The 15,501-nt window shown below is 39.0% G+C and carries 13 protein-coding genes; 8 read left to right on the top strand and 5 right to left on the bottom strand.

Going from position 1 to position 15,501, the window contains the following annotated elements; translation table 11 throughout:
- Window positions 1-142 precede the first annotated feature (142 nt).
- The 5 genes from AC3ANL_RS23260 to AC3ANL_RS23240 all read left to right on the top strand — a co-directional run bounded on the left by AC3ANL_RS23260 (window position 143) and on the right by AC3ANL_RS23240 (window position 4,338).
- Window positions 143-604, top strand: coding sequence for an FMN-binding protein (locus AC3ANL_RS23260; protein WP_488326703.1), 462 nt, complete (start codon window positions 143-145; stop codon window positions 602-604).
- A 4-nt stretch (window positions 605-608) separates the two neighbouring features.
- A complete protein-coding gene (locus AC3ANL_RS23255; protein WP_488326702.1) occupies window positions 609-1,505 on the top strand; it encodes an FAD:protein FMN transferase in 897 nt (298 codons plus the stop codon).
- Window positions 1,492-2,322, top strand: a complete 831-nt coding sequence (locus AC3ANL_RS23250) for an RnfABCDGE type electron transport complex subunit D (protein ID WP_488326701.1) — start codon at window positions 1,492-1,494, stop codon at window positions 2,320-2,322. The genes AC3ANL_RS23255 and AC3ANL_RS23250 overlap by 14 nt, the downstream gene beginning before the upstream one ends.
- A gap of 98 nt (window positions 2,323-2,420) precedes the next feature.
- Window positions 2,421-3,107 carry a response regulator transcription factor gene (locus AC3ANL_RS23245; protein ID WP_488326700.1) on the top strand — a complete coding sequence of 229 codons (687 nt, stop codon included), beginning with the start codon at window positions 2,421-2,423 and terminating at the stop codon, window positions 3,105-3,107.
- Window positions 3,100-4,338, top strand: a complete 1,239-nt coding sequence (locus AC3ANL_RS23240) for a sensor histidine kinase (protein WP_488326699.1) — start codon at window positions 3,100-3,102, stop codon at window positions 4,336-4,338. Before AC3ANL_RS23245 ends, AC3ANL_RS23240 begins: the two co-directional genes overlap by 8 nt.
- 233 nt (window positions 4,339-4,571) lie before the next feature.
- On the opposite strand, the gene AC3ANL_RS23235 is transcribed toward AC3ANL_RS23240, so the two are convergent.
- The 3 genes from AC3ANL_RS23235 to AC3ANL_RS23225 form a co-directional block, all read right to left on the bottom strand.
- A complete protein-coding gene (locus tag AC3ANL_RS23235) occupies window positions 4,572-6,347 on the bottom strand; it encodes an ABC transporter ATP-binding protein (RefSeq protein WP_488326698.1) in 1,776 nt (591 codons plus the stop codon).
- A 244-nt stretch (window positions 6,348-6,591) separates the two neighbouring features.
- Complete coding sequence (locus AC3ANL_RS23230) at window positions 6,592-7,584, bottom strand: metal-dependent hydrolase (protein WP_488326697.1); 993 nt, start codon at window positions 7,582-7,584, stop codon at window positions 6,592-6,594.
- Window positions 7,585-7,634: 50 nt separating this feature from the next.
- Window positions 7,635-8,777, bottom strand: coding sequence for a glycosyltransferase family 4 protein (locus AC3ANL_RS23225; RefSeq protein ID WP_488326696.1), 1,143 nt, complete (start codon window positions 8,775-8,777; stop codon window positions 7,635-7,637).
- Between the two features lie 339 nt (window positions 8,778-9,116).
- On the opposite strand from AC3ANL_RS23225, the gene AC3ANL_RS23220 reads away from it, so the two are divergent.
- Entirely contained in the window at window positions 9,117-10,421 is a 1,305-nt protein-coding gene (locus AC3ANL_RS23220; protein ID WP_488326695.1) for an alkaline phosphatase, read from the top strand.
- 571 nt (window positions 10,422-10,992) lie between these two features.
- On the opposite strand, the gene AC3ANL_RS23215 is transcribed toward AC3ANL_RS23220, so the two are convergent.
- Entirely contained in the window at window positions 10,993-11,415 is a 423-nt protein-coding gene (locus tag AC3ANL_RS23215) for an HIT family protein (RefSeq protein ID WP_488326694.1), read from the bottom strand.
- A gap of 103 nt (window positions 11,416-11,518) precedes the next feature.
- On the opposite strand from AC3ANL_RS23215, the gene AC3ANL_RS23210 reads away from it, so the two are divergent.
- Entirely contained in the window at window positions 11,519-12,085 is a 567-nt protein-coding gene (locus AC3ANL_RS23210) for an MOSC domain-containing protein (protein ID WP_488326693.1), read from the top strand.
- A 55-nt stretch (window positions 12,086-12,140) separates the two neighbouring features.
- Here AC3ANL_RS23210 and guaC read toward each other — a convergent pair whose 3' ends face one another.
- Window positions 12,141-13,124 carry a GMP reductase gene (gene guaC, locus AC3ANL_RS23205; RefSeq protein ID WP_488326692.1) on the bottom strand — a complete coding sequence of 328 codons (984 nt, stop codon included), beginning with the start codon at window positions 13,122-13,124 and terminating at the stop codon, window positions 12,141-12,143.
- Window positions 13,125-13,357: 233 nt separating this feature from the next.
- Between guaC and AC3ANL_RS23200 the strand changes: the two genes are divergently transcribed.
- On the top strand, window positions 13,358-15,364 hold the full coding sequence (locus AC3ANL_RS23200; protein ID WP_488326691.1) for a catalase: 2,007 nt from the start codon (window positions 13,358-13,360) through the stop codon (window positions 15,362-15,364).
- Window positions 15,365-15,501: the final 137 nt, after the last annotated feature.

Below are 15,501 nucleotides of genomic sequence, written 5' to 3'. Positions count from 1 at the left end.
TCCTTTATCTCAGTTGGAGCCCTCCAGGCCATACGCCGCTGACCAGGGCGCTTGCGCTTTTCTTATTTCTAAGAAAATTCTAATCTTCCTGAGCTAAACTGTTTTTGTATTAAAGTTTAGGCATGCAATAGGAGGATTTTATATGAAGAAAATGGACAAAAAGTGGGTCATCCTTTGTTCCACGGCTATTGCAGCGGTTTATACAGCTGGCTTTGTTACGACGGAATCCCAAGCAATTAGTAATCAACCGATACAAAAGGTTGTAAGGAATGATCAAACAAACTACAGCTCGGTTACTATTCCGAAAGGAAATAATACTGTCTCTAATAGTCTTTATAAGGATGGTACATTTACTGGTACTGGAATGAATAGACGTGGATCCATTGATGTACAAGTAACCATCAATAATGACAAAATTACGGATGTGGAAATTAGTGATTTTGCAATGCATTATTCAGAAAGTGACGTAGTGGGACTGCCAGATGAAGTCTTGCAAACCCAAAGCGCTCAAGTGCAAAATGTTTCAGGTGCCACCTATAGCGTGGAAGCTTTCCAAGATGCTGTACAAGATGCACTGAAACAAGCCCAAAACCAAGAAGGTTAATAACATGAGAAAAACAAAATTGTATATGGATACCGTTGTAGATATTCAGGTTGTCACAGATAAAGCAAAGGATGAGACGGAAGAAAAAATAAATCGTGCCTTTACTGCATTCCAAAGAGTAGAGCAGGCTTGCAGCCGTTTTAGCCGCGCAAGTGAATTAATGCAGACATGTCAAATCGTCGGCACTCCTGTTGAAATTAGTCCATTTCTATTCCAACCTCTTATGTTTGCCCTTGAAATGGCTAAAATGACGGACGGCTTATTCGATCCGACAGTAGGAAAGATGATGGAAGTCAACGGATTTAATCGTCACTATTTAACGGGAGAGTATATCGAAAGTTCTTCCGTTGATTCCGTTTCGTATCACGACATTGTCTTAAACCAACAATCACATACCTTAACGATTAAAAAGCCCTTAGTGATTGATTTAGGAGCGGTGGCCAAAGGCTTTGCCATCGACTTGGCTGCACACGAACTAATGGAATTTGAGGGGTTTGTCGTAAACGCTGGCGGTGACCTGTTTGCTGGCGGGCACGACGAACATGGAGATAAATGGAAGGTGGGAATTCAGCATCCATATCAAAAAGGCCGCTTGATTGATACTGTCGAAATTTCAAATCAAGCAATCTGTACATCAGGAAGTTATGAGCGAAGGAATCCAACAATACCAGATTTGCATCATATCGTGAATCCGAATACCAAACGCTCACCTAATAAATGGATCAGCAGTAGCATCGTCGCTCCATTTGCCATGATGGCAGATGCCTTTTCAACGGTGGCTTTCCTGCTTAATGAAGAAGAAGGGATACAGTTGATGGAAGAATTAAATGTAAAAGGGTTGTTGATTACACCTGAATTACAAATTGTTAAAGCGGGAGGGATTCAAAATGGCAGCAAATAAGTGGTTGAAGACACCAAAGGGTTATGTCACCATCGCCATGGTTGCCTATTTAGTCATCGCATCCATAGCATCATATACAATTATGGGCATAGTCAATAGTATAATCGCAGTGGGTGCAGCATTTTTTGTAGACTTTCTCTATTGCACGATTACGAAACGAAAAAGCAGCAGGGATGGTACGGTTATTACCGGATTAATTATTTCTTTGATTTTGAGTGTAACCACCCCATGGACAATTGTAGCAGGAACGTCTGTTATCGCGATCTTATCTAAGCATTTTTTGGTTTATAAGAAAAAACCCATTTTTAATCCGGCGGCCTTGGGGTTACTATTATCCATTTTTATTTTTCAGACAGGGCAAAGCTGGTGGGGAGCGTTTGGAGACCTCCCTTGGTGGATGATTGTGCTGCTATTGATTGGGGGCTTCATAGTTACGGAACGGGTCATTAAATTTCCGCAAGTCTTAACTTTTCTAGGGGTCTTTTTTATATTGCTTTTTCTAATGGGCTACTTCCAAATCGGAAGTGCGGCTGATGCCCTTCGCCCTCCCTTTATTAATGCCACCCTATTTTTCGGCTTTTTCATGCTCACAGATCCGCCTACTTCACCATCCAAGTATAAGAATCAGATCGTGTTCGGACTGCTTACGGCGATAGCAGGAATCATTGTTTATGCACTCTTCGGCGGGTTAACCTATTTGTTTATTGGTTTGTTGATTGGAAATCTTTATAGTTATCGAAATAAACGTTCCACCGCAATGGCAGCTGATCGAAGGCAGCAGCGGATAAAAGCCTCCCAAAGAGTGCTTAGTAAATAAAATTTGCTATGGGCGCCAACTTTTGTGAGAATTTTAATGGATATAAAGTTGGGAAGACTATAGTCTAGGGAAATTTTTTAGAAAGTTGGCGGGGAAGCATGCGCGTGTTGGTTGTAGAAGACGATTTGCCATTAAGACAAATTATTTCAACTATATTAGAGGAAGAAGAATATGAAGTCGACCAAGCGGAGGATGGGTCAGAAGGCTATTTAATGGCTTTAGCGGGCGAGTACGATTTGATTACGCTCGATATTATGCTGCCGAAAATGGACGGGTTTACGGTTATTAGAAAATTACGGAATGAAGGCCTCCAAACTCCTACCTTGTTTCTTACGGCGAAGGATCAGATTGAGGATAAAGTACACGGTCTAGACTTCGGCGGGGATGACTATATGGTGAAGCCTTTTGCAACACAAGAGTTTTTAGCGCGAGTAAGATCGTTACTGCGAAGAGCAGGTAAATTAGCGATGGAAGGAAAAATGGTCTATGGCCCCATTCTTTTGGATACAAAACAGCATGAAGGGTTTGTTAACCAGGAAGAATTAAAATTGACCATTAAAGAATATGAATTACTCTCCTATTTAATTCAAAATAAAGAGCAAATCTTAACGAGAGATCAAATTTTTCAAAGAGTATGGGGAATTGAATCAGATACGACCGATGCGATTGTGGACCTCTACATCCACTATTTGCGAAAAAAATTAGCTCCTTTTGACTTTGACCGTCTTATTCGGACAGTCCGTGGCGTGGGGTATATGTTGAAGGATAGTCAACGTCATGTTTAAAAAGACTAAATATCGACTCGTCATCCTCAATGCCCTTGTATTTTTTATTCTTCAAAATGCCTTTGGCGCCATGATCTATTTTTATACGCAATACAGTTTGTACAATCAAGTGGATCGAACCCTTTTAGAAAAGAAAAGTCACATACTCCGTGAAAACGAGAAATTACATTCTCAATTAAATCCAGAGCGGGAAGAGAATCGTCGACTTGTCTACTTGCTCTGGGAGAAGGGAAACAAACTATACGATGTGATTCCGAAAAATTCAATCGCTCAAACAGAAACGAAGCATTTTTCCTCTTTAGTAAATAAGGAAGGGCTTCAGGCTATTTCCATTGGATCGGAATCCTATCGAATAATCAATCTTTCTGTTTCAAAGGATAAAAAATATTTACCTGTACAAAATATCCAAATTATATATAACTTAAAACATGAAAAAGAAATGCTATCGCATCTCCTGCTTGTCATCGGTTTTGGCTCCTTATTAAGTGTGTTTATTGCGATACTTGCAGGCATCTATCTTGCCAATAAAGCATTAATTCCCATTAAGTTATCCTGGGAGAAACAGCAGCAATTTGTTGCGGATGCCTCACATGAATTGCGCACTCCACTATCGGTGATGAAGCTGAATTTAGAGCATTTATTTCGACATCCTGATAATAGTATTGAGCAGGAAAGTGAAACGATTCATCAGGCCATTCAAGAAATTAATTACATGTCTAAAATGACCACGGATTTACTCACATTGGCACGCTCTGACTCAGATCAGTTGCAGCTAATACAAGAATCAATCCAGTTAGATGGCCTGCTTCATCAAGTGGTAAAAGACTTTAAAACACTGGCGATTCCAAAGAATATCAAGCTAACAGCTGATATTCAGCCAATAAAGACGGTTGGAGATAAAGAAAGACTAAAACAACTGTTTGTCATCATTTTAGACAATGCGCTAAAGTACACACAGAAAAACGGATCCATTTCTGTAAAAAGCTACGTAAAAAACTCGCGTGCTATCATAGACATTATCGATACAGGAATTGGCATTGCCAATACAGATCTTCCCTATATTTTTGACCGTTACTACCGCGGGGATAAATCAAGAACTCGTAATTTAGAGGGAACTGGTTTGGGACTTTCGTTAGCAAAATGGATCATCCAATCTCATTCAGGTAAAATTCGCGTCGAAAGTAAAGAGAGAGAGGGAACCCATGTTATGATTAGCCTCCCTCTTAGATAAAAAGAATAAGCCACACTGATAAATGAATCAGTGTGGCTTATTCTTTATAATATCTAAATTTATAAGTTTTGGCTTTGAGAATTGTCCGGCTCTAGCGCCCTAACGGCTAGTGTCCTTCGCTCTCCGCCCTACGATAAGTCAACATCGAATCGCTTCCGGCTCTTCGTGTTTCCTTTATCTCAGTTGGAGCGCTCCAGGCCATATGCCGCTGACCAGGGCGCTTCCGCTTTTCTTTATTGCGATGGTAAATGAAATTCATGGTGGTCATGGTTTAAATTTTGAATGTTATATAACCGTTCATAATTTCCATTTTTGCTCATTAATTCATCATGTGTTCCTTGTTCGACGATTTCTCCATCCTTCATAAAGATGATTTCATCTACATTTGTAATCGTAGATAACCGATGAGCGATTGTAATCGTCGTTCTGCTTTTCGCTAATTTTTCCAAGGATTCCTGAATTAATGCTTCTGATTCTAAATCCAAGGCCGAGGTGGCTTCGTCAAGAATTAAAATTTCTGGATCCTTGAGGAATACCCTGGCAATCGCAATTCTTTGTTTTTGACCGCCGGATAATTTAACCCCTTTTTCGCCAATTTCAGTATCATATCCATTAGGGAAATGTTCGATAAATTCATGGGCACTGGCAGCCATTGCGGCAGAAAACATTTCTTCGTCCGTTGCATCTGGGTTGCCTAATAAAATATTTTCGCGAATGGTTCCACTAAACAATATATTGTCTTGTAACACCATTCCGATATGGCTTCTCAAGCTTTGTTGGGTGATATCGGTGATGTCCATTCCATCGAGTGTGATTCGGCCTTTTTCGATTTCATAAAATCTAGGAATCAGACTGATTAGCGAGGATTTACCGCCGCCGCTCATCCCAACGAGGGCGATTTTTTTACCTGGATAAATGGTTAAATCAATATTCTTTAGGATCCACTCAGAATTTTTATCATAGCGGAAAGATACATGATCAAATTTAATTTCTCCGACTACAGTGGGCAGATTCTTAGCATTAGATTTATCTTTTACATCGTAAGGTTGATTCCATAATTCCATCACCCGGTCCAGGGAAGCTGTTGCCTGGGTTAAAAGGGTAGAGGAATTGACTAATCTGCGTAATGGTCCATAAATTCTGTCTAAATAACCAAAAAAGGCGACAAAGGTTCCTAAAGAAATCCCTTTGGTAATGACCTGGTACCCGCCATAGGCAATCACAAGCAAGGGAGCAAGATCGGTTAAGGTGTTAATAATCGAATTGGTTAAAGCATTCCATTTTGTAACCGCCAACGCTTTATTAAGGAAATTTCGATTGCGTAGATCAAATTGTTTTTGATCATACTTCTCTAGAGTGAAACTTTTAACCACCGGCATTCCGGACACCCGTTCATGGAGATAGGATTGCACATCTGCCAGCGATTGTGACCGTTGTTTGGTTAATAATTTTAGCCGTTTATATAATATTTTTACGGCAATGGCATAGAAGGGAAGAATGGCAATCGTTACAAATGTCAGCTTAATATTTAACGTAAACATGAATCCCAAAGCAATGGTCAAGGTGAAAATATCTAACCAGATATTCATCATCCCTGTTTCGACGATATTCTTCGTTTGTTCGACGTCGTTCATGACGCGTGAGATGATTTCTCCTGTTTTGCTGTTTTGATAAAATCGTAATGACAGCTTTTGTAAATGCTCATAAAGTTGTCTGCGAATATCATATAAAATCTTGCTGGTAATTTTCTGTGCAAAGAATTGACGATAATATTCAGCAGGGTAACGTATGATGATAAACAACAATGATGAAGCAGCAATGACATAGGTTAGGTGGAGGATTTTTTGCCCCAAGCTAAGTTTTGTTAAAATGATGGAATCCACCACAAATTTCAAAATGAGCGGCAGCGTTAATGGGATTCCGAATTTGATGACGCCAATGATTAATGTAGCAAGGACTAACTTCCAATAAGGTTTTACAAATCTAAAATATATTCGATAACTTTTCATGTTGTACTCCTTCACTTAAAAGAAAGAATGACTTCTTGTATTATTCCAATCCTACAGAGAAAGTATCGTACTCTTCTATAAAATATAATGCCAATTAATAATTATAACCCAACTTTATTGGTTTGGGACATTTTTTTGTTTTTGGAGACTCGTTCTGTTCGGCAAATGGGTTAGTCCAGTCCATTTAGGAAAAATTCATATTAGAGGACAAAAAAAACAGCAGGAACATGTTCCGGCTGTTTTTTTATTTGATTGATGAGGAAGTAGTCCTTATCTTTCTTAACACTTTTTTGTACTGTTTTAATGAGTTCACCTTGCCAATATAGCTATTTTTGCTTTTGAAATCTGGGGAAACAAACAGAATGGCAAGGAATGGAAAGAATTTCTTAGTTCGAAAACGGAGATCTTTCCAATAGACAAGATAGCCGTTTTTTCTAACATCTACAAATGGATAGGCATACGTTGTACTTGAAAGAAAGTCTGAAATGGACTGGTCACTTGTACTATCAGAAACCAATACGGGGAAGTCGATTTTTTTGGAAAAAGAATGTTCAATGTCGAGACGATTATGTGAATAGGCGCCAAATAGGAAGTCCTCATCCGTCTCAATGATAATATCCCATGTAAAAAGAGCAATACGTGGGATTAGTTTGATCCTGTCTGCATTCATAAAGTGCTGCTGCAGTTGCCTTTTTGTTAATAATGCTGACAGGGTTCGAACAGCCAGGTATAAAAATATGAATATATAGATAATCAAAAAAACGATTCCAGCATGATAAAAAGTGAGCAAACCAAACCCTAGCAAATGGAGCATCAGAATGTATGGATCAAACAAGGGAATGGCATCAAAAGATACCCATTTTCGGAAAAAGGGCAGAAAGATTTGGGTTCCATGAACATTGAATAAATCATAAATGACATGGAGAATAACGGCGAAAAAAGTCCAAAAAAAGAGATGGATAAATCCTGAACCGGAAAAGAAAGGATAGAGTAAGCCTGAAACTAGTAAGCCCCATAAAGGAAGAACAGGCAGTGAATGTGACAGTCCTCTATGATTGCGGAAATAGCTTCCCTTTCCTTTCAATCGAAAAAGACAGTCAAGATCTGGTGCGTTAGAACCAATGACTGCGCCTAACAAAACAGCTTGTGAAAGGGTTTGATTATCAGAGACAGCAGGGTCTATTTGAGCAAGAGCACCTATGCCTAGTCCGATGATGACATGCGAAACTGTATCCATTCGAACACGCCTTTCTCTGGTGGAGGTTTTGAAGCAAAATCCTCATTCTATTAAGCATATTTTTGGATCTTGGGTTCTTCTATCACTGTCCGGTAATGCCAAAGTAAATCGGTAAAGATTTTATCCCAGCTTTGTGCAAGGGCATAATTTCTTCCTTCAATCTCAAATTGCTTGCGCAGGCTATCGTTTTCTAAAAGCCTAAGAATGGCACTTTTAAATTCCCCAGCATTTCCAGGTTCACATAAATAACCTGTCACCCCATCATGAATAATATTTTTTACACCACCAGAATTAGCAGTTATCGCTGGTGTACCGCTAGCTAATGCCTCAATCACAACATTTCCAAACGTTTCAGTAGGGGATGGAAAAACAAATAAATCAGATGCGGAGTAGACTCCCGCTAATTGTTGCCCTGATAAGTACCCGGTAAAGCTCATATTTGCTGGAGCATTGCTTTGAAGTTCTTTCCGAAGTGGGCCGTCCCCCACCACTAACCATTGAATTTGATCATGGAACTTTGCTGGTATAGAATTGGCCACAGCAAGGAGTGTCTTTACATCCTTTTCGGGTGCTAATCTGCCAACAAAGGTTAAGAGATATTTTTTTGAAATTCCCCATTGTTCCCGAATCGCTTGTTTGTCGTAAAAAGGATGAAAATGCTGGCAATCAACTCCATGCGGCCACACTTCTATGTTTGAAAATCCGTGCCGATTGAGTTGAGACAGGGTTTCATGAGAGGGAACAAATAATTTTTTAAAAGGTTTGTGGAACCATTTCATATAGGTCCAAAGAATTTTAGAGAGAAATTGAAGATCATAAAATTTTAAGTATTGATCAAAGTCTGTGTGATAAGAGCCAAGTAATGGAATGTTTAATTTTTTGGCAAGATAGATACCGCAAAGACCCATATTAAATGGTGTAGCGACATGGATGATATCAGGTGAGAACTCTTCTAATTCTGATTTAATCTTAAAAAAGTTGGGAACGGCAAGACGGCATTCCGGATATAAGAAAAAAGAGTAACTTTTAATGCGGTGAATGTGAGATGAAACATATTCATTTGAAAGAGAATCTGGTGCAAAGACTTTGTAGGAGATGCTATTGTTATCCAAGTAATTGGTGAAATGTTTAAGCGTTCGCGCAACACCATTTATATCTGGATAGAAGGTATCAGTAAAAAAGGCGATTTTCATAGCACACTCCTCCTAATCAATGTAGAAACATCAAAATGAATACACAATGATACCGCAAATGTCATCTTATTTACTCCCTTCCAATAATGATGTCCCTTTTATTGTATTTGAAAGCGAGTGTAATTCTTCTTGAGATACTGTTAATAAAATGTAAAGATTTTGTAAGTGCGAGCAGGGTGATGATTATTATTAAGAATTTTTTGATTTTTTGTAAAACTATTGTATTACCTGATTAGTTTTCTTCTTTTTATGCTATAAAAGGAGATGTATCAGTTTTTTCTTCATAATGAAATGGTTATGGGGATGAATCGTTTTTTCATAAGAAAGGTGTTGTTAACGTTGTTAAATTCCACCCTCAAGCTAGATGATTATAGAATGAATTCCTTTCATCCTATTAGTAAATACAACGGAACGAGAAAAGTAAAAAATGTGATTCTCCTCATCGGCGATGGGATGGGCTTCTCGTATACTACCGGTCTCCGTTACTTCAATCATTCTTCCCAACATGGTTTCATGAATCCTACCATATTTGATCACTACTTTGTCGGCTCTCAATCTACCTATTCCTTAGATAGAGAAAGTAATATTACGGATTCTGCCGCCGCAGGAACAGCTTTGTCGACAGGATATAAAACTTATAATGGTGCACTTGGTTTAAACATAGATAAACAGGCGGTACCGACCATTTTAGAATTTGCTAAATTTCGGGGCAAATCGACTGGGATGGTTGGAACAAGTCAAATCAATCATGCAACACTGGCAGCGTTTGCTGCACATGTTGAATCCCGAGACCAATATGATCAAATTGCAGATGATTATCTTGATGAACGAATAGATGGCAAATATAAATTAGACGTAATGTTGGGAGGCGGTATCACCTATTTCTCTCGAAATGACCGAAATTTAATAGAGGAGTTTGTTAAAGATGATTTTGGTTATGTGACAAATTTACAAGAGCTGGTCACTAATAAAAAGGAGCACTTGCTAGGCCTATTTGCACCAATTGAAATGCCCAAACAGCTTGATCGCGGTCCGTCTGTTCCCTCGCTTTCTCAAATGACAAAGGCAGCGCTTCAACGCTTGAAGCAAAATCAAAAGGGCTTTTTTCTTTTAGTAGAAGGAAGTCAGATTGATTGGGCGGGTCATGACAATGATATTGTCGGGGCCATGAGTGAGGTTAAAGATTTTGAAGGAGCCTTTAAAGAGGCCATTCAGTTCGCCTTTCATCGAGAAGATACGATTGTCATTGCGACAGCTGATCACTCAACTGGAGGGATGAGCATTGATCGAAATGATAACTATAAATGGAATCCCGGTGTTATTAAAGCAATAACCGCAACACCACATGTCATTGCTAAACGGCTCCATGAAACAAAAGAAATGAGCATTTTACAGCAGCACATGCCCTTTCCCATTCTTGAGGAGGATTTGAAACAAATCGAATCAACGTTAGAAATGGGACTAGAAGATACATGGCAACTGCTTATTAATATTATCAATCACTATTCCAGTACCGGATGGACCACAAAAGGGCATACAGGTGAGGATGTCCCCATTTATGCGTTTGGGCAAAATAGTCATTTATTTAGCGGCAGAATGGAAAACAGTGATATTGCAAAAATTTTATTTCAAATTATGGATTAAAAAAAGTGAAGACATAGAGGATCCTCACGAGGCACCGTCGTACAACCGATGGTGTTTTTTTGTTTAAAGAATCTGAGAAAAAACTTGAATTTCTGGTAATCGGTTGTGAGGAACAACATGGAGAGAATCGATTGCTAAGGACAAAGAAATGTGCAAAGAGGGATCAAAATAACCAGGCGAAACATCAATTCCATCGTTATTGCACCTCCTGTGGATATGCAGTATTAATACCCACATTATAAAAGGTGTATGTTAATGGTATATGTGTGATTTGTAAATTTTTTGTCAAACTATGAGAAAAGCGCAAGCGCACTGGTCAGCGGCGTATGGCCTGGAGCGCTCCAACTGAGATAAAGGAAACACGAAGAGCCGGAGACGAATCGATGTTGACTTATCGTAGGGCGGAGAGCGAAGGACAATAGCCGCTCGGGCGCTGGAGCTGGACAATTCTCGAAGTCACAACTAATAAATTCTGATATTATTGAAAAAGACAGCTCACAAAAGTGGCTGTCTCTTACATTATGGATCGGTACAAAAGACATCATTTTGCCTTTCGAGCAAGCTGCAAAAATTAAAAAGCTTGTTTTATCTTTTTAATCATTTCTGCATATTCTTCTTCGGTTAAGTAGGTTTTTCCTGGATTCATCTCGAAAGTCGATCCCCAATTTTCTTTACCTTCGTACTTAGGTACAATGTGCATATGTAGGTGATGCAATGTATCTCCATAAGCTCCATAATTAATTTTACTAGGTTGGAAAGTCTGATCGATCGCTGCTGCCACTTTTCTTACATCATTCATAAAAGCTGCTAATTCATCGCTAGTAAGCTCAAATAGTTCTTTTACATGATCTTTATAGACGACATTACATCTGCCTGTATAAGTCTGCTCTTTAAAAAGAAAGACAGTTGAAACATCAAGTTTACCTATTTCTATCATTAAATTATCTCGTCTTTCATCTTCCATGCAATACATACATTCTTTGTTTAATTCCATCTTTTTTTAGCCTCACTTTAAATATTAATTTTGATCTACCTATTTAATATACTACAGTATAATTTGTATTATAAGAAAAGAGAGTGAAAGGAGAGTTTTATTTTTGGAAAAAATAAAGGCCAATGTAGAAGCAATTCTAATAGCAGATACTCCAGAGTCATTTGTAACGAGGAGAATTTCAGATGTATATTTTGAATTTGGGGGGATGAGAGGGGACCGTCACTTTGGAGTTACTAGTAAGGCTGATTCTAGACAGCCTATGTATCCACGAGGAACAGAGATCCTGAACCGCCGCCAAATTACGATTGTAGCAGAAGAAGAATTAGCTAGGATTGCTGAAGAATTGGGCGTTGAATCAGTAATGCCTGAGTGGTTAGGGGCTAATCTCTTGGTCAAGGGATTTCCTGAATTAACTAAACTAAATATGGGGTCACGTATCCTTTTTCCTAGTGGAGCAGGCTTAATCTGTATGGGGGAAAACCAGCCGTGTACGCTGCCTGGGGAAGAAATACAAAAGCACTATGAAAACCATGAAAAGCTGGCCTTCCGTTTTGTGCGTGCAGGTTATAAAAGACGGGGAATCGTATGTGCAGTCGAAAGACCGGGAGAAATTCACCAAACGGATGAGGTTCATATTTTGGTCAATGATTTTTCTAACCCCATGCAATAGGGGACTGGTAAAAATAAAAAAGGCACACTGAATGAATGTGTGCCTTACCATGCAATTAATAAATCCGATCACCGTTAAAGATAGAATTTTTTACAACAACATAATCTACATTACGGATCGCGAATAACTTGTTTCCACCGGCATAAGAGATAGAGGATTGAAGATCTTGCTCCATTTCGATCAGGGTATCTTTTAAAGAGCCTTTGTACTCAACAAACATTTTTTTACCTTCGACATTTCTCTTTTCACCTTTTTGGAATTCTGAAGCGGAGCCAAAGTATTCTTTATAGCATTTTCCATCCTTCTCATATGTTTCCCCAGGTGATTCTTCGTGTCCGGCAAACAAGGATCCAATCATCACCATCGATGCCCCAAAACGAATCGATTTAGCGATGTCACCGTGGGTACGAATACCGCCATCCGCAATAATCGGCTTACTTGCCGCCTTTGCACACCAACGAAGCGCTGCTAATTGCCAGCCGCCTGTACCAAAACCAGTTTTAATCTTTGTAATACATACTTTTCCTGGTCCAATTCCCACTTTTGTAGCATCGGCACCAGCGTGTTCTAATTCTCTTACGGCTTCTGGAGTTCCGACATTACCTGCGATGACAAAGCTCTCAGGCAAATGTTTCTTAATATGCTGAATCATTTCGATCACGGCATTAGAATGGCCATGTGCAATATCAATGGTAATATATTCTGGTGTCAGCTGTTCAGCAGCTAATTCTTTGATAAATTGATATTCCCCTTCTTTTACGCCAACACTAATGGATGCATATAAACCGCGGTCTTGCATATCTCTAACGAAAGACATTCTCTTCTCTGGTTCAAAGCGATGCATAATATAAAAGTAATTATTTTCTGCTAAAAAGATTGCAATTTTTTCATCAATAATGGTCTGCATATTGGCAGGCACCACAGGTAATTTAAAGGTACGTCCCCCAAAGGTAACTGTTGTATCACATTCAGAACGACTTTTCACTACGGATTTAGCAGGAATAAGTTGTATATCTTCGTAATCAAATACATTTTCCATGAAATACACTCCCAAACACGAATATTTAAGCTTAGTTAAATTAAAATGTTCGTACATATGCTAATTTACATTGTTTTTATCAGTATGTCAAAGTTTTTATTAGTTATGTATCATAAATAAAGCGTCCATGTTTTATTTCCTATTAAAAAGGGTAACGAGAGAAGTGAGTAATGAATATTACTTGCTCTTTTTCTTTGTAAGAAGATACATACTTTCGTGAGGAGGTTCTAATTATGGAAAATAAGAAGGCAGTGCAATTATCGAAATATACCATCAATAATGAAAAAAAAGCTGGATTGACTACCAATCAAGGGCTTAAGGTAGCGGAGGATGAGTTTTCTTTAAAAGCCGGATTAAGAGGCCCGACACTGATGGAGGATTTTCATTTTCGCGAAAAAATGACACATTTTGACCATGAACGGATCCCTGAACGGATTGTTCATGCGCGCGGAGTGGGAGCACATGGGATTTTTCAACTTTATGAGTCGCTCGCAGCATATACGAAAGCGGATTTTCTAACGGACACCTCGAAAACCACACCTGTATTTGTACGGATTTCAACGGTCCAGGGTTCGAGAGGATCAAGCGATACGGTCCGAGATGTGCGTGGCTTTGCGACTAAATTTTATACGGATGAAGGCAACTTTGATTTAGTCGGTAATAATATGCCTGTTTTTTTTATTCAAGATGCTATTAAGTTCCCTGACTTTGTACATGCCCTTAAACCAGAACCTCACAATGAAATTCCCCAAGGTGCCAGCGCTCATGATACGTTCTGGGATTTTATTGGACAAAATCCGGAATCTGCCCATATGGTCATGTGGTTAATGAGTGACCGTGCCATTCCTCGCAGCTTGCGGATGATGGAAGGCTTTGGTGTGCATACGTTCCGCCTTATCAATGCGGATGGGAAAGCTCATTTTGTAAAATTCCACTGGAAACCAGCGCTAGGCATCCATTCGCAAGTCTGGGATGAAGCTCAAAGGGCAGCTGGTAAAAATCCTGACTTTCACCGTCAAGATTTATATGAAGCCATTGAGAAAGGCGATTTCCCAGAATGGGAGCTAGGCTTACAACTCATACCTGAAGAAGATGAATTCAACTTTGATTTTGATATTTTAGATCCAACAAAGTTATGGCCAGAAGAAGATGTCCCTGTAAAAATTGTTGGTAAAATGACCTTGAACCGTAATGTTAATAACTTCTTTGCAGAAACGGAACAAGTTGCTTTTCATCCCGGCCATGTCGTGCCAGGTATTGATTTTTCTAATGACCCTCTATTACAAGGACGTTTATTTTCTTATACAGATACGCAGCTCTCACGTCTTGGAGGTCCTAATTTTCATCAAATCCCGATTAATCAACCTGTCTGCCCATTCCATAACAACCAACGGGATGGGATGCACCAAATGGCGATTCATCAGGGACAAACAAGCTACCATCGGAACGGACTAAATGCCAATCAACCTGAACCGGTTCCAGTTGAACTAGGAGGATATGAATCGTATCAGGAAAAAATTGAGGGGCGTAAAATTAGAGGACGAAGTGAAAGTTTCCTAGACTTTTATTCTCAGGCGAAGTTATTTTATAACAGTCTTGCTCCATTTGAGCAGCAGCACTTAATCGATGCCTTTAGCTTTGAACTGGGCAAATGTAAATCAGACATGGTTAAAAATAATGCGGTAGCCCTGTTAAATCATATTGACCGGCAGGTAGCCGTACAGGTTGCTGACAACATTGGTGCGGAAATTCCTGAGGAAAACCTTGAGGTTAAATCTGATAAAAAATCACCAGCCCTTAGTATGGCGAACACAATAAGTAAAACTGATACAAAATGTGTTGCGATTGTATTAAATGGTGTAGCCGAAGACGAAAAATTAACAGAATGGATTAAATCTTTAGTTCAGTATAATCTAAATTATAGTATTGTCGCGAAAAAGCTCTCTGTCATTAATGCTGGTTTAAAAGTAACGGATACTTTTGATACCGCAGATTCAAGTCTTTTTGATGCAGCCTTACTTATCTGCAATGAACCTAAACTTGAACCGCCTGTTTTGGAATTTATCGAAACCACTTTTAAACACTTCAAACCATTAGCAGTGGCCATTAGCGATAATAAAGCCTTAGAGAGAAGCCGTGTAAACTTAGAAAGTGATGGAGTATACGATTTAACCCAAACAGACATCCAACAATTTATTGAAGGAATCGCAAAGGATCGTTTTTGGAACCGCCAGCTATAAACCGTTATTAACCAAAGCCCTGAACCTTTTAATTGGTTCAGGGCTTTGTTGTGGTTCCTTAGATAATGAGCATAAAATCTAGATTAATAATTTTAGAATTTTCAGATTGGTATAAATTTATATTGACGGTAATTCCG

This window comes from Neobacillus sp. DHD-1R, assembly GCF_057747995.1.
The sequence above is the reverse complement of the archived record's forward strand: the minus strand, read 5'-3'. Positions and strand labels throughout refer to the sequence as shown.

Coding starts and splice junctions, on each gene's coding strand:
- AC3ANL_RS23230 (WP_488326697.1), bottom strand. CDS start 7,584: ATGGATACAGTTTCGCATGTCATCATCGGACTAGGCATAGGTGCTCTT.
- AC3ANL_RS23250 (WP_488326701.1), top strand. CDS start 1,492: ATGGCAGCAAATAAGTGGTTGAAGACACCAAAGGGTTATGTCACCATC.
- AC3ANL_RS23200 (WP_488326691.1), top strand. CDS start 13,358: ATGGAAAATAAGAAGGCAGTGCAATTATCGAAATATACCATCAATAAT.
- AC3ANL_RS23260 (WP_488326703.1), top strand. CDS start 143: ATGAAGAAAATGGACAAAAAGTGGGTCATCCTTTGTTCCACGGCTATT.
- AC3ANL_RS23240 (WP_488326699.1), top strand. CDS start 3,100: ATGTTTAAAAAGACTAAATATCGACTCGTCATCCTCAATGCCCTTGTA.
- AC3ANL_RS23235 (WP_488326698.1), bottom strand. CDS start 6,347: ATGAAAAGTTATCGAATATATTTTAGATTTGTAAAACCTTATTGGAAG.
- AC3ANL_RS23225 (WP_488326696.1), bottom strand. CDS start 8,777: ATGAAAATCGCCTTTTTTACTGATACCTTCTATCCAGATATAAATGGT.
- AC3ANL_RS23255 (WP_488326702.1), top strand. CDS start 609: ATGAGAAAAACAAAATTGTATATGGATACCGTTGTAGATATTCAGGTT.
- AC3ANL_RS23245 (WP_488326700.1), top strand. CDS start 2,421: ATGCGCGTGTTGGTTGTAGAAGACGATTTGCCATTAAGACAAATTATT.
- AC3ANL_RS23215 (WP_488326694.1), bottom strand. CDS start 11,415: ATGGAATTAAACAAAGAATGTATGTATTGCATGGAAGATGAAAGACGA.
- guaC (WP_488326692.1), bottom strand. CDS start 13,124: ATGGAAAATGTATTTGATTACGAAGATATACAACTTATTCCTGCTAAA.